The 15,420-nt window shown below is 40.5% G+C and carries 15 protein-coding genes; all 15 read left to right on the top strand.

The window, feature by feature from the left end; translation table 11 throughout:
• Nucleotides 1-42 precede the first annotated feature (42 nt).
• The 15 genes from AC3ANL_RS22010 (at nt 43) to AC3ANL_RS21940 (ending at nt 15,397) form a co-directional block, all read left to right on the top strand.
• Nucleotides 43-807, top strand: a complete 765-nt coding sequence (locus AC3ANL_RS22010; RefSeq protein WP_488326488.1) for a DeoR/GlpR family DNA-binding transcription regulator — start codon at nt 43-45, stop codon at nt 805-807.
• A gap of 28 nt (nt 808-835) precedes the next feature.
• Nucleotides 836-1,846: a histidinol phosphate phosphatase domain-containing protein gene (locus AC3ANL_RS22005; protein WP_488326487.1), complete on the top strand. Its 1,011-nt coding sequence runs from the start codon at nt 836-838 to the stop codon at nt 1,844-1,846.
• Nucleotides 1,847-2,041: 195 nt separating this feature from the next.
• On the top strand, nt 2,042-2,467 hold the full coding sequence (locus AC3ANL_RS22000; protein WP_488326486.1) for a DMT family transporter: 426 nt from the start codon (nt 2,042-2,044) through the stop codon (nt 2,465-2,467).
• Between the two features lie 39 nt (nt 2,468-2,506).
• Nucleotides 2,507-3,190 carry a Crp/Fnr family transcriptional regulator gene (locus AC3ANL_RS21995; RefSeq protein WP_488326485.1) on the top strand — a complete coding sequence of 228 codons (684 nt, stop codon included), beginning with the start codon at nt 2,507-2,509 and terminating at the stop codon, nt 3,188-3,190.
• A gap of 34 nt (nt 3,191-3,224) precedes the next feature.
• Nucleotides 3,225-3,728 carry a DMT family transporter gene (locus AC3ANL_RS21990; RefSeq protein WP_488326484.1) on the top strand — a complete coding sequence of 168 codons (504 nt, stop codon included), beginning with the start codon at nt 3,225-3,227 and terminating at the stop codon, nt 3,726-3,728.
• A gap of 271 nt (nt 3,729-3,999) precedes the next feature.
• Nucleotides 4,000-5,868, top strand: coding sequence for a XylR N-terminal domain-containing protein (locus AC3ANL_RS21985; RefSeq protein ID WP_488326483.1), 1,869 nt, complete (start codon nt 4,000-4,002; stop codon nt 5,866-5,868).
• A gap of 280 nt (nt 5,869-6,148) precedes the next feature.
• Nucleotides 6,149-7,333, top strand: coding sequence for an acyl-CoA dehydrogenase family protein (locus tag AC3ANL_RS21980; RefSeq protein WP_488326482.1), 1,185 nt, complete (start codon nt 6,149-6,151; stop codon nt 7,331-7,333).
• Between the two features lie 35 nt (nt 7,334-7,368).
• A complete protein-coding gene (locus tag AC3ANL_RS21975; RefSeq protein WP_488326481.1) occupies nt 7,369-7,848 on the top strand; it encodes a flavin reductase family protein in 480 nt (159 codons plus the stop codon).
• Nucleotides 7,849-7,868: 20 nt separating this feature from the next.
• On the top strand, nt 7,869-8,678 hold the full coding sequence (locus AC3ANL_RS21970; RefSeq protein ID WP_488326480.1) for an FAD synthetase family protein: 810 nt from the start codon (nt 7,869-7,871) through the stop codon (nt 8,676-8,678).
• Nucleotides 8,679-8,700: 22 nt separating this feature from the next.
• The gene (locus tag AC3ANL_RS21965; RefSeq protein ID WP_488326479.1) at nt 8,701-9,684 is read left to right on the top strand and encodes a DODA-type extradiol aromatic ring-opening family dioxygenase; all 984 of its coding nucleotides are present in this window, start codon (nt 8,701-8,703) and stop codon (nt 9,682-9,684) included.
• Between the two features lie 223 nt (nt 9,685-9,907).
• Nucleotides 9,908-10,795, top strand: coding sequence for an alpha/beta fold hydrolase (locus tag AC3ANL_RS21960; protein WP_488326478.1), 888 nt, complete (start codon nt 9,908-9,910; stop codon nt 10,793-10,795).
• 101 nt (nt 10,796-10,896) lie between these two features.
• A complete protein-coding gene (locus tag AC3ANL_RS21955; RefSeq protein WP_488326477.1) occupies nt 10,897-11,691 on the top strand; it encodes a 2-keto-4-pentenoate hydratase in 795 nt (264 codons plus the stop codon).
• A gap of 96 nt (nt 11,692-11,787) precedes the next feature.
• On the top strand, nt 11,788-13,089 hold the full coding sequence (locus tag AC3ANL_RS21950; RefSeq protein ID WP_488326476.1) for an MFS transporter: 1,302 nt from the start codon (nt 11,788-11,790) through the stop codon (nt 13,087-13,089).
• Nucleotides 13,090-13,170: 81 nt separating this feature from the next.
• Entirely contained in the window at nt 13,171-14,154 is a 984-nt protein-coding gene (locus AC3ANL_RS21945) for a fumarylacetoacetate hydrolase family protein (protein WP_488326475.1), read from the top strand.
• 421 nt (nt 14,155-14,575) lie between these two features.
• Nucleotides 14,576-15,397 carry a DUF427 domain-containing protein gene (locus AC3ANL_RS21940; protein WP_488326474.1) on the top strand — a complete coding sequence of 274 codons (822 nt, stop codon included), beginning with the start codon at nt 14,576-14,578 and terminating at the stop codon, nt 15,395-15,397.
• Nucleotides 15,398-15,420 lie beyond the last annotated feature (23 nt).

Here is a 15,420-nt window from a genome sequence, read left to right as displayed (position 1 = left end):
CATAGGTTTATATTAGAGATTGGCTTAGAGGTGGATGCAAGGATGAATAAAGAGGAGCGGCATCAATTTATTTTAACCCAATTAGGAAGGCATCATAAAATTATGGTGACGGATTTAGCCAGACTGCAAAATGTAACCCCTGAAACAATCAGAAGAGATCTTGCAGAGTTAGAGATGAATGAGCAGCTGTCGCGTATCCATGGTGGTGCAGTTCCGTATGTTTCAACTCAAAAAGAGATGGTATATGAAAAGAAATTATCCCTTCATTATGAAGAAAAGTTAAAAATCGCTAAAAAGGCTGCTGAGCTTATCCAAAATGGTGATACAATCGCGGTGGATGTAGGTACAACCACGGTTCATATTGCCGATATGATTGAAGATCGCCAAGGCTTAACGATTGTAACCAACTCGTTAAGTGCAGCAAACCGATTTAATTTTGCGATTGAAGAGAAACGAATTTCAGGTCAGGTTATTATGCTGCCAGGGATCACCAATCCGGAGCAATCCTCCGTCAAGGGTACCTATACAGTTGAATTTTTAAAAAGATTTAATTTTAACCGTGCGTTTATTTCTTGCGGTGGTGTTACCAGAGATGCTGTCTATGATTATGATATGGATGAATCACTTGTTTCCGAAATCATGATTCAACATAGCCAGGAAGCGATTTTACTGACGGATTCTTCAAAATTAAATAAAACATCATTCTTTGAAATAAGTTCACTCTCGAGTCTAACGAAGATAATTTGTGATAAAGAAAAACCGTTAGACTGGCCTGAAAGCGGGAATGAATGGATATCTATTTACTAATGCAGCTTTAAAGGGAAGGATGAAACAAATGAAAGTAGATTATCATATACATCTTGAAGAGGGTCCATATTCGCTTTCTTTTGTTGAAAAAAGTTTGCAAGCAATTGAGCATTTTGGTTCATTTGATGAAAATCATCATACGAAGGAATGGTTGGTCAAATCAATTGAAACGATGAGCACACGATTACAAAAAAGTGAATATTCAACATGGTGGTTGGACTTCTACTTGCAAGAGGCACTAAATAAAGGAATCAAAGAAGTCGGCATTGTCGATCATTTATATCGTTTTAAGGAAACGAAAGACTATTTTACTAGATATATAGATGTTCATTCTGAAGAAATTGGTAAAAAACAAGCGGATTGGTTAGAGAAGGTAATGGTGAGAAGCTTACATGAGTTTGTTTCGTTTATCAATGATGCTAAAAAAGACTGGGCTGCAAAAGGAATCGTGCTAAAGCTGGGAATTGAAGCAGACTTTTTTGTTGGCGGCGAAGAGGAATTGAAAACTATTTTGAGTGATTATGAATTTGATTATGTAATCGGATCTGTCCATTTTCATAATGGATGGGGTTTTGATAATCCTCAACTTCAATATAAATTTCAGGAATTCGACTTGAATGAACTTTATCATTCTCATTTTGAAACCGTTAAAAAAGCCGCAATGAGCGGACTGTTTGATATTATTGCCCATTTGGATAATATGAAAGTATTTAATTATCGGCCAAATGAAAAAGAATTAGTGAATGTGTATAAAGAGGTAGCCCAAACGTTAGTAGAGAATGATGTCGCAACAGAGATCAATCCAGGATTGTATTACCGCTATCCTGTTAAAGAATTTTGTCCAAGCCCAATGTTTTTGGATATTTTAATCCATGCTGGTGTCAAGTTTACGACGTCCTCCGATTCGCATTTTCCTAATGATCTAGGTATTTACTCAGATGAAATAAAAAAGATGTTAATGGATAAAGGTGTGAACGAAGTAGCCACGTTTGATAAGAGAAAAAGAGTTATGAAGCCATTTTTGACTAATCAAAATTGATCAAGAACAACTCAATTGAATTACGAAGCAAAGGGGCGGTTCTCTTGCTTCTGAGTGAGCTATCATACAGTTCCTCGGAAGCAGAAGAAACGTCCCTATTTTTAATAGTTAAAAATTCGAGGACATATGTCCTTTTCAAACAACGGGGAGATATCTTTTAATAGAGAGAGAAATTGAAATTAGGGGAGAAAAAGGATGAAGGGATTTATCTTTGCATTTTTGGGCGGGGCTTTTATTACCCTGCAAGGAATAGCTAATACACGGATTAGCGACGATATCGGCACATGGCAAGCAGCAACGATTACCCAGTTCACTGGATTCATAATGGCTTTGATAATTTTAATGTTCGTTCGAGACGGTAAATGGCAAGACTTTAAACAAGTGAAACCATTATATTTGATTGGGGGCGCCTTTGCTGCGATTGTCATTTTTAGTAATGTCACCTCTATTCAAAGAATAGGTGTCACCCTTAGTATATCAGCGATACTGATTGCTCAGCTAATTCTGACTTTTATCATAGATAGTAACGGATGGTTTGGCCTGGAAAAGCAGAAGATGAAGCTGCCACAGTTTATTGGCATCGGGATGATGATTGCAGGTGTGGTCATCCTAAGGTCTTAACCGACAGGCATGAGCAGGTAAATATGGAGGTAAAACAGAATGAAAGAACGAAACGATCAGGAGCAATTGCACGCATACATTCAGAAATATCAACTTGATTCTATATTTCATGAACCATTGATTCCATATTTGTCGCTCTTCAGCTTTGAGCAGGGGGAACTCATTTGTTCCCAAGGTGAAGCGTCACAGTATTTGTATATTCTTGTTAAGGGGAAGGTTAAAATCTCCACCAGTTCGCCAGAAGGTAAAACACTGATTCTATGTTTTAAAAAACCGCTGGAAGTGATTGGAGATATCGAGTATGTCCGCGGCATTGATATCATTAATACCGTGGAGGCGGTATCGTCGGTTTGGATGATTGGTATTCACCATCGCTGGCTGAAGAAATATGGAAGTGATCATGCGCCGCTGCTGCAATTTTTATTGGATATTATCACGAAGAAGTTTCAGTTAAAAAACAATTCGATGAGCTTTAATATCATGTATCCCGTTGAAGTCCGCTTGGCTAGTTATCTATTGTCGGTTTCCTTTGATGAATCAGATTCCCATCTAAGGATTAGCATCAAGGATGCAGCCAATTTAATTGGAACGAGTTATCGCCATTTAAATCGAGTCATCACTCAGTTATGTGAAGAGGGTCTAATTGAGCGGAATCGAGGTTCCATTTTAGTGAAGGATCGGAATGGCTTAAGGGACCTCGCAGGAGATAACATTTACGAATAACCTTGAAAAATAACAACACTGGGAGTGAAATCGGATGTTTCTAGGATTATTATTTGCGATTATCGCCGGTTCGCTGGTAGCTTTGCAAAATATTTTTAACAGTAAGGTCAATGAACGGACCGGGTCATGGGCCACGACGACCTTAGTATTAGGGATGGGATTCCTGGCTTCATTGACGTTTGGTCTTTTCTTTGAAGGAAGACAGTTATTCCACTTGGAAAATATGAAAATGTGGTATTGGTTCAGTGGATTGATCGGCGTAGGTGTGGTGGTTTGTCTTGTGCAAGGGATCAAGCGGCTTGGACCCACTTATGCCATTGCGATCGCTCTGACATCACAGCTGTTGTTTGCCTTATTGGGGGACTCACTAGGCTGGCTTGGGATGAAAAAGGTCCCGTTTACGTTTAATCAGTTGCTTGGTGTGCTGGTCATCGTGGGCGGAATTATTGTCTTTAAATTTGGCGGAAGCGGTGCGGGGCAGAAAGTGTTTACTTGGCCATTTGCGAAAGGGAATAAAGTTTCCGAAATTCAAGAGTAGTTTCAGCGTTTTTACCAGGAATCGTTTCTCGAGAATAGGAACGGTTCTTTTTTTATCTAAACTACTCGATTTGTTTGCGAAATCCTCTGGTCTTGTCCCCATCTGTAGTTCATGCGGACAGTAAATATTTTGAACTAACCGCATTTTTCTATTAATATAGTAAGTAAAATGATTGCGCTTTCTTACTAAGGGGGATATTGCATTTTAGGGTGATCATGCACCGCAGCTTTTATCTAATTTTCGATCTATCTTGAAAACAGGATGTGTTAGCATGAATGTCAAAGTTTCGGAAGAGAGTTATAGCAAGGTGGAAGTTGCAGGTGACCGCAAAATTATTACATCTGCATCTGTTTTCGGGATTCTCAGGCAGCAGCTTGCTAAAAATATTGGCATCAAGAGGATCAAGGGATTTTTATTTCATTATGGCTGGGAAATGGGTGTCAAAGTTGCCAAAGAAGCGGTGCAAACTGAATCTTCGCTTGAAAATCTCATCAAGCATGGGCCGATACTCCACATTCAGAATGGTCATATAAGAGGGATTAAACATGACTGCTCCTATGAATTAGACGAAAACAGCCAGATCGATTACTTTTTTTCATCGGGAACATGGATTGATTCTTATGAGGCAGAGGAGCATTTAAACCGTTTTGGCATATCTAATGTTCCAATATGTCATACATTGATTGGCTTTGCGAGTGGTTTTATGACAACGATATTTGGGGAGCCGCTTCTAGCGAGAGAGATCACATGTGTCGGGAAAGGCGATTCGGAGTGCCGCTGGGTGATGAAGCCGAAAAAGGAATGGGAAAAGGAACTTCAAGATGAGCATGAACTGTATTTTTATCATGAAACACCGATTGTAAAAGAGCTGGAGTTAACCTATGACCAATTGTTGGACCAAAAAAATGTCGTTACTCGCTTGGCCAATTTCCAAAACAAATTAACCGAAGAGATTATCAATGGCAGTGATTTGCAAACCATCGCTGATATGGTATATAAATATCTGCAAATCCCCATTATCGTCGAAGATACGGTGCACCGTCCGATTGCTTATTCAGGGCTGGCGACGGAAACATATGTGGATTTAAAAGCCGATATGGAAAGTTATCTTCGTGAAAATCGATTAAACAAGAAAGTGCTTTTACCTTTTAGAAAAAAAGTGATCAAAACGTCGATTCAGGAACGTCTCATCACACCAATCCTTTTACAAAAAGAGGTAATCGGTTATTGTACCTTACTCTATGATGAAATGAAGAATCATCATTACGAGGAGGATTATTTATTTTTAGATAGATTTGCCAATGCTGCATCTCTCATTCTCCTAAATGAGAAGACAAAATTTGAAACGCTTGAAAGAATGAAAGGAAATTTCCTTGAGCAAATATTGGAGGGCCGATTGCCTGCAGATGAAATGATTAAGCGGGGGAAATATACAGGTTTAAACCTTGAACAGAACTATTATATATCGGTTATGGAATATAAGAACGCCCACAGTTCGATTGAAGATGAGTTTCTGTTGCAGGAACAAATTTTTGAAACGACTTTCCGTTATTTTAACGAAAAAAAGCACAATATCTTGGTTGGGCACAGGGATGGCAGCATGGTTTTATTCATGACAGATGAAACCATTCAAAATAAGGCAATCTATGATGTTATGAAAGAATACCTCGATTATATGATGAAATTATATCCTCAAGGGCAATACAAGCTTGGCATTAGCCATTTAGGGAACAATATTCAGCGGGCCGCAAGATGTTACGAGGAAGCCGTGATTGCCTTACGATTAGCAGGCAAGAAAAAGATAGTGCCCTTTCAATCATTGGGAATTGTTGGGGTGCTGATCAGTACAAAAAATATCAGCGGGATTAAAATGATTGCCGAGCAGGAGCTTGGTCCTTTATACAACTTGAAGGATCCAAAAATGCTGGAACTTTTGAAAACGCTTTATAGCTTTTTGCTTAATGGTGGAAAACTTGAGCAGACGATGTGTGATTTATCCTTATCGATGAGCGGGCTCCGCCATCGGATAAATCGAATTGAAAGTTTACTGGAAAAAGACCTTCGTGATCCAAATGAAATGCATCAATTCTTACTGATTTTAAAATCGTTGATTGCGATAGGGGAACTTCCGTTAGAATAGACGCCATCCGGCCTTATGCTGGATGGTTTTTCTTTGTTTTCTTGCAGCTTCTTTTTTCAGGATGAACAAATTTTGTCTAATTAGTAAAAAAACATGAACAATTAATGTTCTAGTATGAAGATTTAGAATTATATAAACTTTATTTACAAGGTGCAAATAGTAATAAAATCCTTGAATCGTAAATGTAAGCGGTGTCACACTAATTGACTAACGGACGTCGGTCCATAACCTATTATTTTTCTTAACAATCATTTTTAACTAAACAAAAGGAGTGAAGAAAATGGCAAGTTTCGTATTAAAAGGAGAAGATATCACAGTTGAAGATTTACTAGCCGGAGCGGAACGAATCGGAAAATTAGCAGAGCAAGAAGCGCAAGAAACGGAGAAAAATGCGACTATTTCACAAAATGTGGTCGATCTCATCAAAGAAACGCAAATCGCACGAATGATGCTGCCTAAAAAATATGACGGTCCGCAGGCAGATTTGAAAACGTTTGCTAAGGTAGTTCGCAAGGTGGCGAATTACAATATTTCAGCAGCATGGCTGACCTATCTGTATCCGCTTCACAATATGCTTCCAGCCTTTCTTCCTGAAAAAGGTGCAGACGAAGTCATTAATCAAGGCGGGCTGATTGCCGATATCTTTGCTGCATTGGGCACAGCAGAACGGGATGGGGATGGTTACCGCATCAGCGGAAAGTGGAGTTTTGTAAGCGGCATCAACTATAGTGATTGGGTTGGTGTTGGGGTGATGATTCAGTTCCCTGACAGTGAAAAACCTGTCTATTGTTTGCCAATGCTAAAAGCATCCGAAGTGGAAGTGGTCCACAATTGGGATACATTTGGCTTAAGAGGATCGGGCAGTAACCAAATTATTGCGGACAATGTATTTGTCCCAATGGACCGGATTTTACGTATAGACCAAGCAGAGCTAACAAGAAGACCACCGATAGAAGAATATGATGTGGACTATCCTTTCTATCATGTTCCATTCTTCCCTTCCTTCTATCTTGGATTCGGTTATATGGCACTGGGCGGAGCAGAGCGGATTTTAAAGGAATTTAAAGTCCTTACTGAAAAACGTGTGCGTTTAATGGACGGTGTAAGGGAAAGTGAGTCACCAAGAAGCCAACGGGTGTTAGCTGAAATGACAACTGATTTTCATATAGCAGAAGCGCTCCTGGACAAATACATTGACCTCCTGGAAAACTATGAAAAAGATGGCTGTAAAACAGCGCCTTCCGAATTCTTTGCGATTCGCACAAAAGCAATTAAGATTTGCACGGATATTGCAGTGAGGGCTCTGTTAACTCTAGGCGGAGGCGCTCTTTATAAAGGCGGTCCAATGGAATTATTCTTACGCGATATCATCTCCGTTGCCACACATAAAACTTCTTTATACGAAGATGCAGTTGCTGCATACGGTAAAGATTTGTTTGGTTTTGAGAGCGGCGTAAGAGGATAAGATCTACAAATTTAAGTAATAGGAGGATTTATATAATGGATGATCGTCAGTTTCGCAGTGCAATGGGGAAGTTTGCCACGGGGGTAACCGTGATAGCCACAGAAGTAGAGGGAGAAATTCACGGAATGACAGCGAATGCCTTCATGTCCGTATCGCTTGATCCAAAGCTTGTCGTCATTTCGATCGGGGAAAAAGCAAAAATCCTAAACAAAATAAAAGAAAGCCAGATTTTCACTGTTAATATCCTAGCTGCTGATCAGCAAGAGCTTTCGATGATTTTCGCAGGACAATTGAAAGACCACAAGGAAGTGAGCTTTGACCGCCTGGATGGAAAGCCGGTATTACCTGGTTCCGTGGGGCAAGTTGCCTGTGAAGTATCTGCAGAACATGTTGAAGGGGACCATACCTTATTTATTGGCAAGGTAACGGATATTCACCTTGAAGATGCAGAGCCCCTGATTTTTTATAATGGAAAGTACCGTTCATTAGTGGAAGTAGAGCCTGTGACCATCTAAGGATATGAGAGGAGACTGTTATGAAAACAATTCATTTAAACCGCAGTAATTTGGCAGACTGGCAGGAAAAGGCGAGGCCAAATGTGATGGCGCTTGGTTGTTTCGACGGTCTCCATCATGGACATTGTGCAGTTATCAACACTGCTTATCAAACGGCAAGAGAAAAAGGTGTATCTTTAGCAGTTATGAGTTTCTTCCCTCACCCGAAAACGGTGATTTCGAATGGAAAGATTCACGTTCAATATTTAATGCCTCTTGCTGAAAAAGAGGAGAAGCTCCGGAAAATGGGAGTCGATACATTTTACGTTGTTGAATTTGATCGTGAGTTTGCCGGATTATCGCCAGAACAGTTTGCTATGCAGTATTTAAACGGCCTTGGTGTTGTTCATGCAGTAGCCGGATTTGATTTTTCCTATGGCGCTCGCGGGGGCGGAAATATGGAGCGGTTAAAGTACGACTCCGGCGGCCAAATTGAGGTCACAAAGGTAGCAAAGGTACAACTTAGGGGCGAGAAGATTAGCAGCTCCTGCATTCGCGAACGGCTGTTAAACGGGAGGGTCGAAGAACTGCCCGATTTACTCGGTCAATTCTATGAAACACAGTGCGAATGGAATGGAGAGCGTTTCATTCTGTATCCGTATTATACCCTTCCTGGTCCCGGCCGCTATCGAGTTACATTGGAAAATCTAAGCGGTTCTTTTCAAACAGAAGTTACCGTCCTGAATGATGGCACAACACTCAAATGTACGGATGAAATTCCTTTTAAAGGGTCACTATCGATATTCTGGAAAAAACAAATCGTTGAATCTAGGAAACTACGGATATCTTAAAATCTGAAAAGGAGATGAGCGAATGGCTAAAATTATTGCAGGCGTCGCGATGTCACATAGTCCAATGATCATGACAAATGAAGCAGGAGGCCGAGAGAAAGGACAGCGGTTCCTTAATACGGCGGCTGAAATGAAAAAGTATCTCGAAGATTCAGGTGCCGATGTGATGGTATTAGTATCTGATGATCATTTTAATAGTTATTTCTACGATCATATGCCTGCCTTCACGATTGGAATTGGTGAGTGTGAAGGCTGGGGAGACTGGCAGCTGCCAAAATACCAAATCCCTGTGCAACAAGAACTGGCGAAGCATATTCTTCACACTGGCTTAGAAAACAATGTTGATTTTGCGTTTACGTTAAAAATGAAGGTGGATCACGGTCATACACAAGGAATTTACTTTTTAAATCCAGATCTGCAAATACCGGTGGTTCCAATTGCCGTTAATACTTCGGCTCCGCCGCTGCCAACCATGGAACGCTGCTTCCAAATGGGAGAAGTCATCCGTAAAGCAATTGAATCATGGGATAAAGATCTCAAGGTTGCAATTGTCGCTTCAGGCGGATTATCCCACTGGGTGCCGATTCCGAAGATTGAAAGCGAAAAACCGGAAGATCAATTCTTGGTGAATGTTTTAAAAAATGGTCGTCAGGAAATAGAGCAGCTGGATGAATATTTAAAGCTGCGGGAAACAAATGTCACCCGAATCAAATCAGGGCCTGTTAACGAGCAAATCGACCGAGAATTTTTACGCTTGATTGCTGAAAAGGACTATGCAACATTAAGAAACTGGAGTGCTGATTATATTGAGGAACATCTAGGAAACGGCGGTCAGGAAATTCGCAACTGGCTTGTCCTGCTTGGTGCCTTGCAAAGCTTTGATACAAGTATCGCTTGCTATGAGCCTATTCCAGAATGGGTAACCGGGATGGCGATCGTTCAGTTCAGCCAGCCGGTTGAGCAAAATAATCCTGAGAAATCATCTGAGTACGAGGTAAGTATTTAAAAATATTTAGGGTGCTAGTGTTCATTGCCTGAACAGGAGATTTGGAGTGCTCTTGAGGTAAATGAAAGAGAGTTACATTGCCCGCGAAAGGGAAAAAGTTGGTCGCAAGGTCGATGAAAAAGCAGATCATTACCCAAAAAGCAAAAAAGAGCATTCCCGCAGTCAATGAAAAGGTGACTCAATTTTAAAACCAACAATCATAACTAAAAAAGGAGAGATTTAGATGACAATCTGGACAGACTTAGCTGATTTGGAATATAAACTTTATTATGTAAATGCAAATGATATTAAAACGAGAGTACTAGAAGCAGGAACAGGTGAGCCATTGATTTTGCTTCATGGTACCGGCGGTCATATTGAGGCCTATGCACGTAATATTAGAGGTTTAAGCGAGCACTTTCGCGTGATTTGCATCGATATGGTTGGACACGGCTATACAGCGAAACCAGATTGCCAATATGGAATTGATTATTATAGCGAACATTTATTAGCAGTTATTCAAGCTTTAGGATTAACAAAAGTATATCTTTCTGGTGAATCATTAGGCGGCTGGGTCGCAGCATGGTTTGCCGCTGAGCATCCAGAGTATGTAAAAGCCATGGTGTTAAATACACCAGGAAACGTTAATAACAAACCTGAAGTCATGGAAGGGCTGAAGAATTCAACGTTAAAAGCGGTTCTTGAAGCAAACTATGAAAACGTCAAAACAAGACTTGAGTGGTTAATGTATGATAAGAGCCAGGTAACCGAAGAATTAATTGAATCTCGTTACAAAATTTATACACAACCCTCTTATCAAGAAGCGGTTCATCATATTGTCTGCCTGCAGGATATTGAAGTAAGAAAGCTGTACAGCTGGGATCCATCATGGTGCGGTAAAATCAATGTTCCAACATTATTAGCTTGGACAGACCATGACCCAACCTCTACTGTTGAGGAAGCGAAACCGATTCAGGATATGATTCCACATAGTGAGTTAGTTGTCATTAAAGATGCCGGACACTGGCCGCAATGGGAGAAACCAGAAGAGTTCAATGCTGTATTGACAGACTTCTTATTAAAAAATAGTAAAGAAGCTGCTAAGCAGGATGAAACACTAGTAACAAAATAATAGAACCACCCTTTGAGAGCAATATTAAATTGATTCATAGTTTAACATGATTTTGAATCTATCAAATAGTGCTCTATTTTTTTATAAAAGGAGTTTTTTCTATGAGTAGTAATCAAGTCATTCATCGTGCTCAACATGTTTATGAGCTTTTGCTTCAGGCTGAAGCAGCAAAGAAATCAATCACACCTCTATCAGAAATCTATCCAGATTTAACGATGGAAGAGGCTTATCAGGCCCAGCTTTTAGGAATTGACCAAAAGGTTCAAGATGGGCAAAAAATCGTCGGCAAAAAGATTGGGTTAACCTCTGTTGCCATGCAGCAGTTGTTAGGTGTGGATCAGCCGGATTACGGTCATCTAATGAATACCATGGAAGTTAGTAATAACGGGATCATCCATTTAGCTGACTTGTTCCAGCCGAAGGTGGAAGGTGAGATTGCCTTTGTTCTCCGCAAGGATTTGACGGGGCCATCTGTCACCATCGAGGATGTCCTTGATGCGACAGAATACATCGCCCCCGCCTTAGAAATTGTCGACAGCCGGATTACTGACTGGAAAATTACCTTAGCTGACACGATTGCCGATAATGCATCCAGCGGATTGTTTGTCATTGGCGATGAGCGGTTTTCGCTCACAGATATCGATCTGCCATTGATTGAAATGAAATTGTTTAAAAATGGTCAATTGATCAATACAGGATATGGTTCAGATGTATTAGGCCATCCTGCAAAATGTGTAGCCTGGCTGGCAAATAAGTTATCCGACTACAATGTTGTGTTGAAAGCAGGGGAAGTAATTTTATCAGGGGCATTGTCCGCAGCCGTTGTGGCCGAAAAAGGGGATCGGTTCACCGCTGGATTTTCGCATATCGGAAAAGTAGAAGTCACATTTAAGTAACGAAACACAAGGACCTTTCCATTTGAGGGGGGAAAGGTCCTAGTAACATCATTTTATGAATACGGACAAAATGGGAGAAATTTAAGGAGGTCCTTTATGGAAAAGAAGAAAAGTGCAGTATCAAAACGAGCATGGGTGATCATCTTCCTGTTATTTTTATTAACAGTCATTAGTAACGCGGATAAAGCGATTATTGGGTTTGCCTCGGTTCCGATTATGAAGGAATTAGCATTATCGCCAGAACAATGGGGGATTGTTGGCAGTGTCTTCTTCTTACTATATTCACTCGCAGCTGTGTTAGGCGGCAGCCTTGCCGATAAAATTGGTGCGAAAAAAGTAATTGCTGGAATGGTATTGGTTTGGTCGATTGTTCAATTTTCAACGATCTTTGTCAGCAGTTTTACTTATTTATTGGTAACGAGAATCATTTTAGGAGCAGGGGAAGGGCCTTCTTACGCTTTAGCGATGACAGCTGCCTCAAAATATCTACCAAAGGAAAAATTGGGGATTGGTTTAACCTTGGTTTCAATTGGCGGACCTCTGGGTGTTGCCATCTCTGCCCCTGCCTTAATGCATCTCATCATGAATTATGGCTGGCGTTCTGCATTTATCTCAACCGGAGTAGTGGGCTTTATTTGGATAATCGTCTGGTTATGGATTGCAAAAGAGAAAGCGGTTACTGATACGGAACTTGCTACAGAAAAGGGTAATTCGCAATTACAAAACGTTCAGAACGAGTCAAAATTCACCTCTGTCTTATTCTCGAAAAACTTCATCTTTGTCGCATTATGTGGGTTTGCTACTTATTGGTCCTTTACAATCGGGCTGAACTGGCTCCCGAATTATTTAGAAAATGTCCGCCACCTAAGCGAAGGCACGTTGAAAATTGTCGTAGCCTTGCCGTGGATTATGATTACCCTTTCGCAAATTATCTTTTCAACTATTTCCGACCGGCTTTACCACAAGACGAAAAGTGTTGTAAAAGGACGAATTTTTATCTTAGGTCCGGTGATGTTAGCAGGGGCAGTCAGTTACTTTTTTGGAGCCTTGGTAAGCTCTAATATTCTAGCAATTGTCTTATTATCACTTGGATTAACATTTGGATGTATTACCTTGGTTATGGGACCGGCCATTTTAGTAGATTTGGTTTCACCTAAACATCAAGGGAAAATTCAAGGCTGGTTCATGGCACTTACCTCATTGGGCGGTATTGTGGGACCATATGTAACGGGTTATTTCATTGAACACTCAGCAAGTCCGGCTGTTGGCTTTCAATACGCGTTCCAGTTATGCGGGGTCATCCTTCTTGTGTTTGGTGGATTAGTTTGGCTTGTAGTTCGTCCTAAAAATACTGAAAATTCAGCTATATTAAATGCAAATACTCAAAATGTCATGTAAAATAGAGCTAACTGCACATAGAAGCGAACATTTCCAGTTCGCTTTTATGCATTATTTCTTTGATGGAGAGGGAGGACGAGTATGGGCTTGCAAGTGGTACGTTTTAAAAAGGAAGGTAAAGAACGGTGGGGAGTTGTATCAAGAGGAAGGATTCTTGTATTACAAAAAGCCTATCGCAGCTTAGCAGAATTTTTAGAAGAGGGAACGGAAGAGGCAAGGAAGGTAAAGGAAGTTGGAAGTGCTGAGGTCGTTTCCTTTGCTGATGTGGAGCTCTTAAGTCCTGTTACAAAACCGGCACGAATTATCTGCCAAGGGGCTAATTATGCCACCCATCGTACGGAAGCAGGATTTGAGGCTCAGAAGCCGCCATTTAACCTGTTTTTTAGTAAAGCAGATAGTAGTTTATGTGGAGCAAATAGCGAAATTGTACGTCCAGAGCATGTTAAATTATTAGATTACGAGATCGAACTAGGATTAATCATTGGAACCGATCTTACAGGCCCTGTTAGAGTGACTGAAGACAATCTTCATCAATATATTGCTGGTCTTGTGATCGTCGATGATGTTTCTTCGCGTGACGTTCAGTTTACGGAAGGGCAATGGTTAAAAGGAAAAAGTTATCGGACATTTGCTCCGGCCGGTCCCTTTTTCTATTTATTGGAACAAGATGAAGTATCGAAAATTCATAACCTAGAGTTGAACCTCTGGGTTAATGATGAGCTGCGCCAATCGGCTAATTCGAGTCAACTGCTGTTTAAACCTGCAGAAACCTTAACCGAGCTTTCTGAAATGATGGATTTATCAAAGGGTGACTTGATTCTTACTGGAACAACCGGCGGAGTGGCCTTAAATCTTACTCCAGAAGTGAATAGCCAACTTTCAAATGCATCTTTGCCTGCCCATCAAAAGTTGGAGATTTTATTAGAGAGCCAAGCTGATAATGGCCGATACCTGAAGGACGGTGATGTCATCCGCTGCCAAATCAAAAGCCCGGATGGCACGATTGATTTAGGCGAGCAGAAGAACCTTGTGGTGACGGAAAATAAAAAGCCAGTCAACGTTTAAGCTGCCGAATGAGACCAGGGAGTGTTTGCTCATATATAAATGTAGTAGAATGTAAGTGTTTAAATTGAAAACGTTCAGAAAACCCTTCTCAAGTGAAGGGGGGATGGAAAGTCTTCTCATTATGAGGAGACTTTTTTTATAAGATTATTTAATATGAATGAACAAAAAAGTATGTCAGATTTAATTCCAAGTTTTTTTATAGGATATATTGACTTTCTTTATTGTGCCGAATATAATTGAAATAAAATTTCGAATATAGAAATTAGCGTTTCTATTAATGAAACAAAACTAATATAATTATAGAGTACTACATAACAAACTGTCGAAAGATCAAGAAGGTACTAATGATCCTTGTGCCCCCTTTAATATGGAGGTAGTAGAGGTCATTTTATACATTAAATTATCAGAAAAAGGTGAAAAAATGGATAATTCTTTTGATTTATCAGCATGTGAAATTCCAGTCCCAGGCGCTGAATGGGATTTTCGTGTAGAGGGCTCACCAAGATGGGTAAGGGTTATGTTTGGCGGTGAAACGATTGTGGATAGTAAACGCGCTGTGTTGGCGTACGAATCTGGAAGACTTCCAGTTTATTATTTTCCTCAAGAGGATGTACGGATGGACCTGTTGGTTCCGACAGATCATCAATCCGTTTGTTCACACAAAGGGACAGCTTCCTATTGGTCTATTAAAGTCGGAGAACATGTTTCTGAGAATGCAGCATGGAGCTATTTGACACCAAATCCAGTTGCCAAGGATATCGAAGGGTATATCTCGTTTTATTGGAACAAAACCGATTCATGGTTTGAAGAGGAAACGGAGATTTTTGTCCATGCACGTGACCCTTATACGCGTGTCGATGCCATTCCTAGCTCTCGTCATATTCAAGTAGTTGTAGGCGGGGAAGTGGTTGCAGAAAGTAATCGACCTGTGATTGTGTTCGAAACTGGATTAGCTACGCGTTATTATCTTCCAAAAGAAGATGTGCGGCAGGATGTCCTTTTACCCTCAGAGCTCACAACACGCTGCCCCTATAAAGGGATTGCTTCATATTATTCTGTTAAAGTTGGCGATCAATTTTTCAAAGATGTGGTATGGAGCTATCAAGATCCTGTTCCAGCCGTTTCAGATATCGCTGGGCTTCTTTGTTTTTATAGTGAGGAAGTTGACGCCGTTTATGTAGATGGTGAAAAGTGGGAGCTGCCTACTACCCAACGGCTGCCATACAAAATCCTTGAAAGGTAAAAATACATGAAGAAATGATTCAA

This window comes from Neobacillus sp. DHD-1R, from assembly GCF_057747995.1.
This window is presented reverse-complemented; position numbering and strand designations above follow the sequence as displayed.

Bases quoted from the DNA above. Each gene is read 5' to 3' on its own strand.
- AC3ANL_RS21970 (WP_488326480.1), top strand. From the start codon at position 7,869: ATGAAAACAATTCATTTAAACCGCAGTAATTTGGCAGACTGGCAGGAA.
- AC3ANL_RS21980 (WP_488326482.1), top strand. From the start codon at position 6,149: ATGGCAAGTTTCGTATTAAAAGGAGAAGATATCACAGTTGAAGATTTA.
- AC3ANL_RS21940 (WP_488326474.1), top strand. From the start codon at position 14,576: ATGGATAATTCTTTTGATTTATCAGCATGTGAAATTCCAGTCCCAGGC.
- AC3ANL_RS21975 (WP_488326481.1), top strand. From the start codon at position 7,369: ATGGATGATCGTCAGTTTCGCAGTGCAATGGGGAAGTTTGCCACGGGG.
- AC3ANL_RS22000 (WP_488326486.1), top strand. From the start codon at position 2,042: ATGAAGGGATTTATCTTTGCATTTTTGGGCGGGGCTTTTATTACCCTG.
- AC3ANL_RS21950 (WP_488326476.1), top strand. From the start codon at position 11,788: ATGGAAAAGAAGAAAAGTGCAGTATCAAAACGAGCATGGGTGATCATC.
- AC3ANL_RS21995 (WP_488326485.1), top strand. From the start codon at position 2,507: ATGAAAGAACGAAACGATCAGGAGCAATTGCACGCATACATTCAGAAA.
- AC3ANL_RS21945 (WP_488326475.1), top strand. From the start codon at position 13,171: ATGGGCTTGCAAGTGGTACGTTTTAAAAAGGAAGGTAAAGAACGGTGG.
- AC3ANL_RS21990 (WP_488326484.1), top strand. From the start codon at position 3,225: ATGTTTCTAGGATTATTATTTGCGATTATCGCCGGTTCGCTGGTAGCT.
- AC3ANL_RS22005 (WP_488326487.1), top strand. From the start codon at position 836: ATGAAAGTAGATTATCATATACATCTTGAAGAGGGTCCATATTCGCTT.
- AC3ANL_RS21955 (WP_488326477.1), top strand. From the start codon at position 10,897: ATGAGTAGTAATCAAGTCATTCATCGTGCTCAACATGTTTATGAGCTT.
- AC3ANL_RS21965 (WP_488326479.1), top strand. From the start codon at position 8,701: ATGGCTAAAATTATTGCAGGCGTCGCGATGTCACATAGTCCAATGATC.
- AC3ANL_RS21985 (WP_488326483.1), top strand. From the start codon at position 4,000: ATGAATGTCAAAGTTTCGGAAGAGAGTTATAGCAAGGTGGAAGTTGCA.
- AC3ANL_RS22010 (WP_488326488.1), top strand. From the start codon at position 43: ATGAATAAAGAGGAGCGGCATCAATTTATTTTAACCCAATTAGGAAGG.
- AC3ANL_RS21960 (WP_488326478.1), top strand. From the start codon at position 9,908: ATGACAATCTGGACAGACTTAGCTGATTTGGAATATAAACTTTATTAT.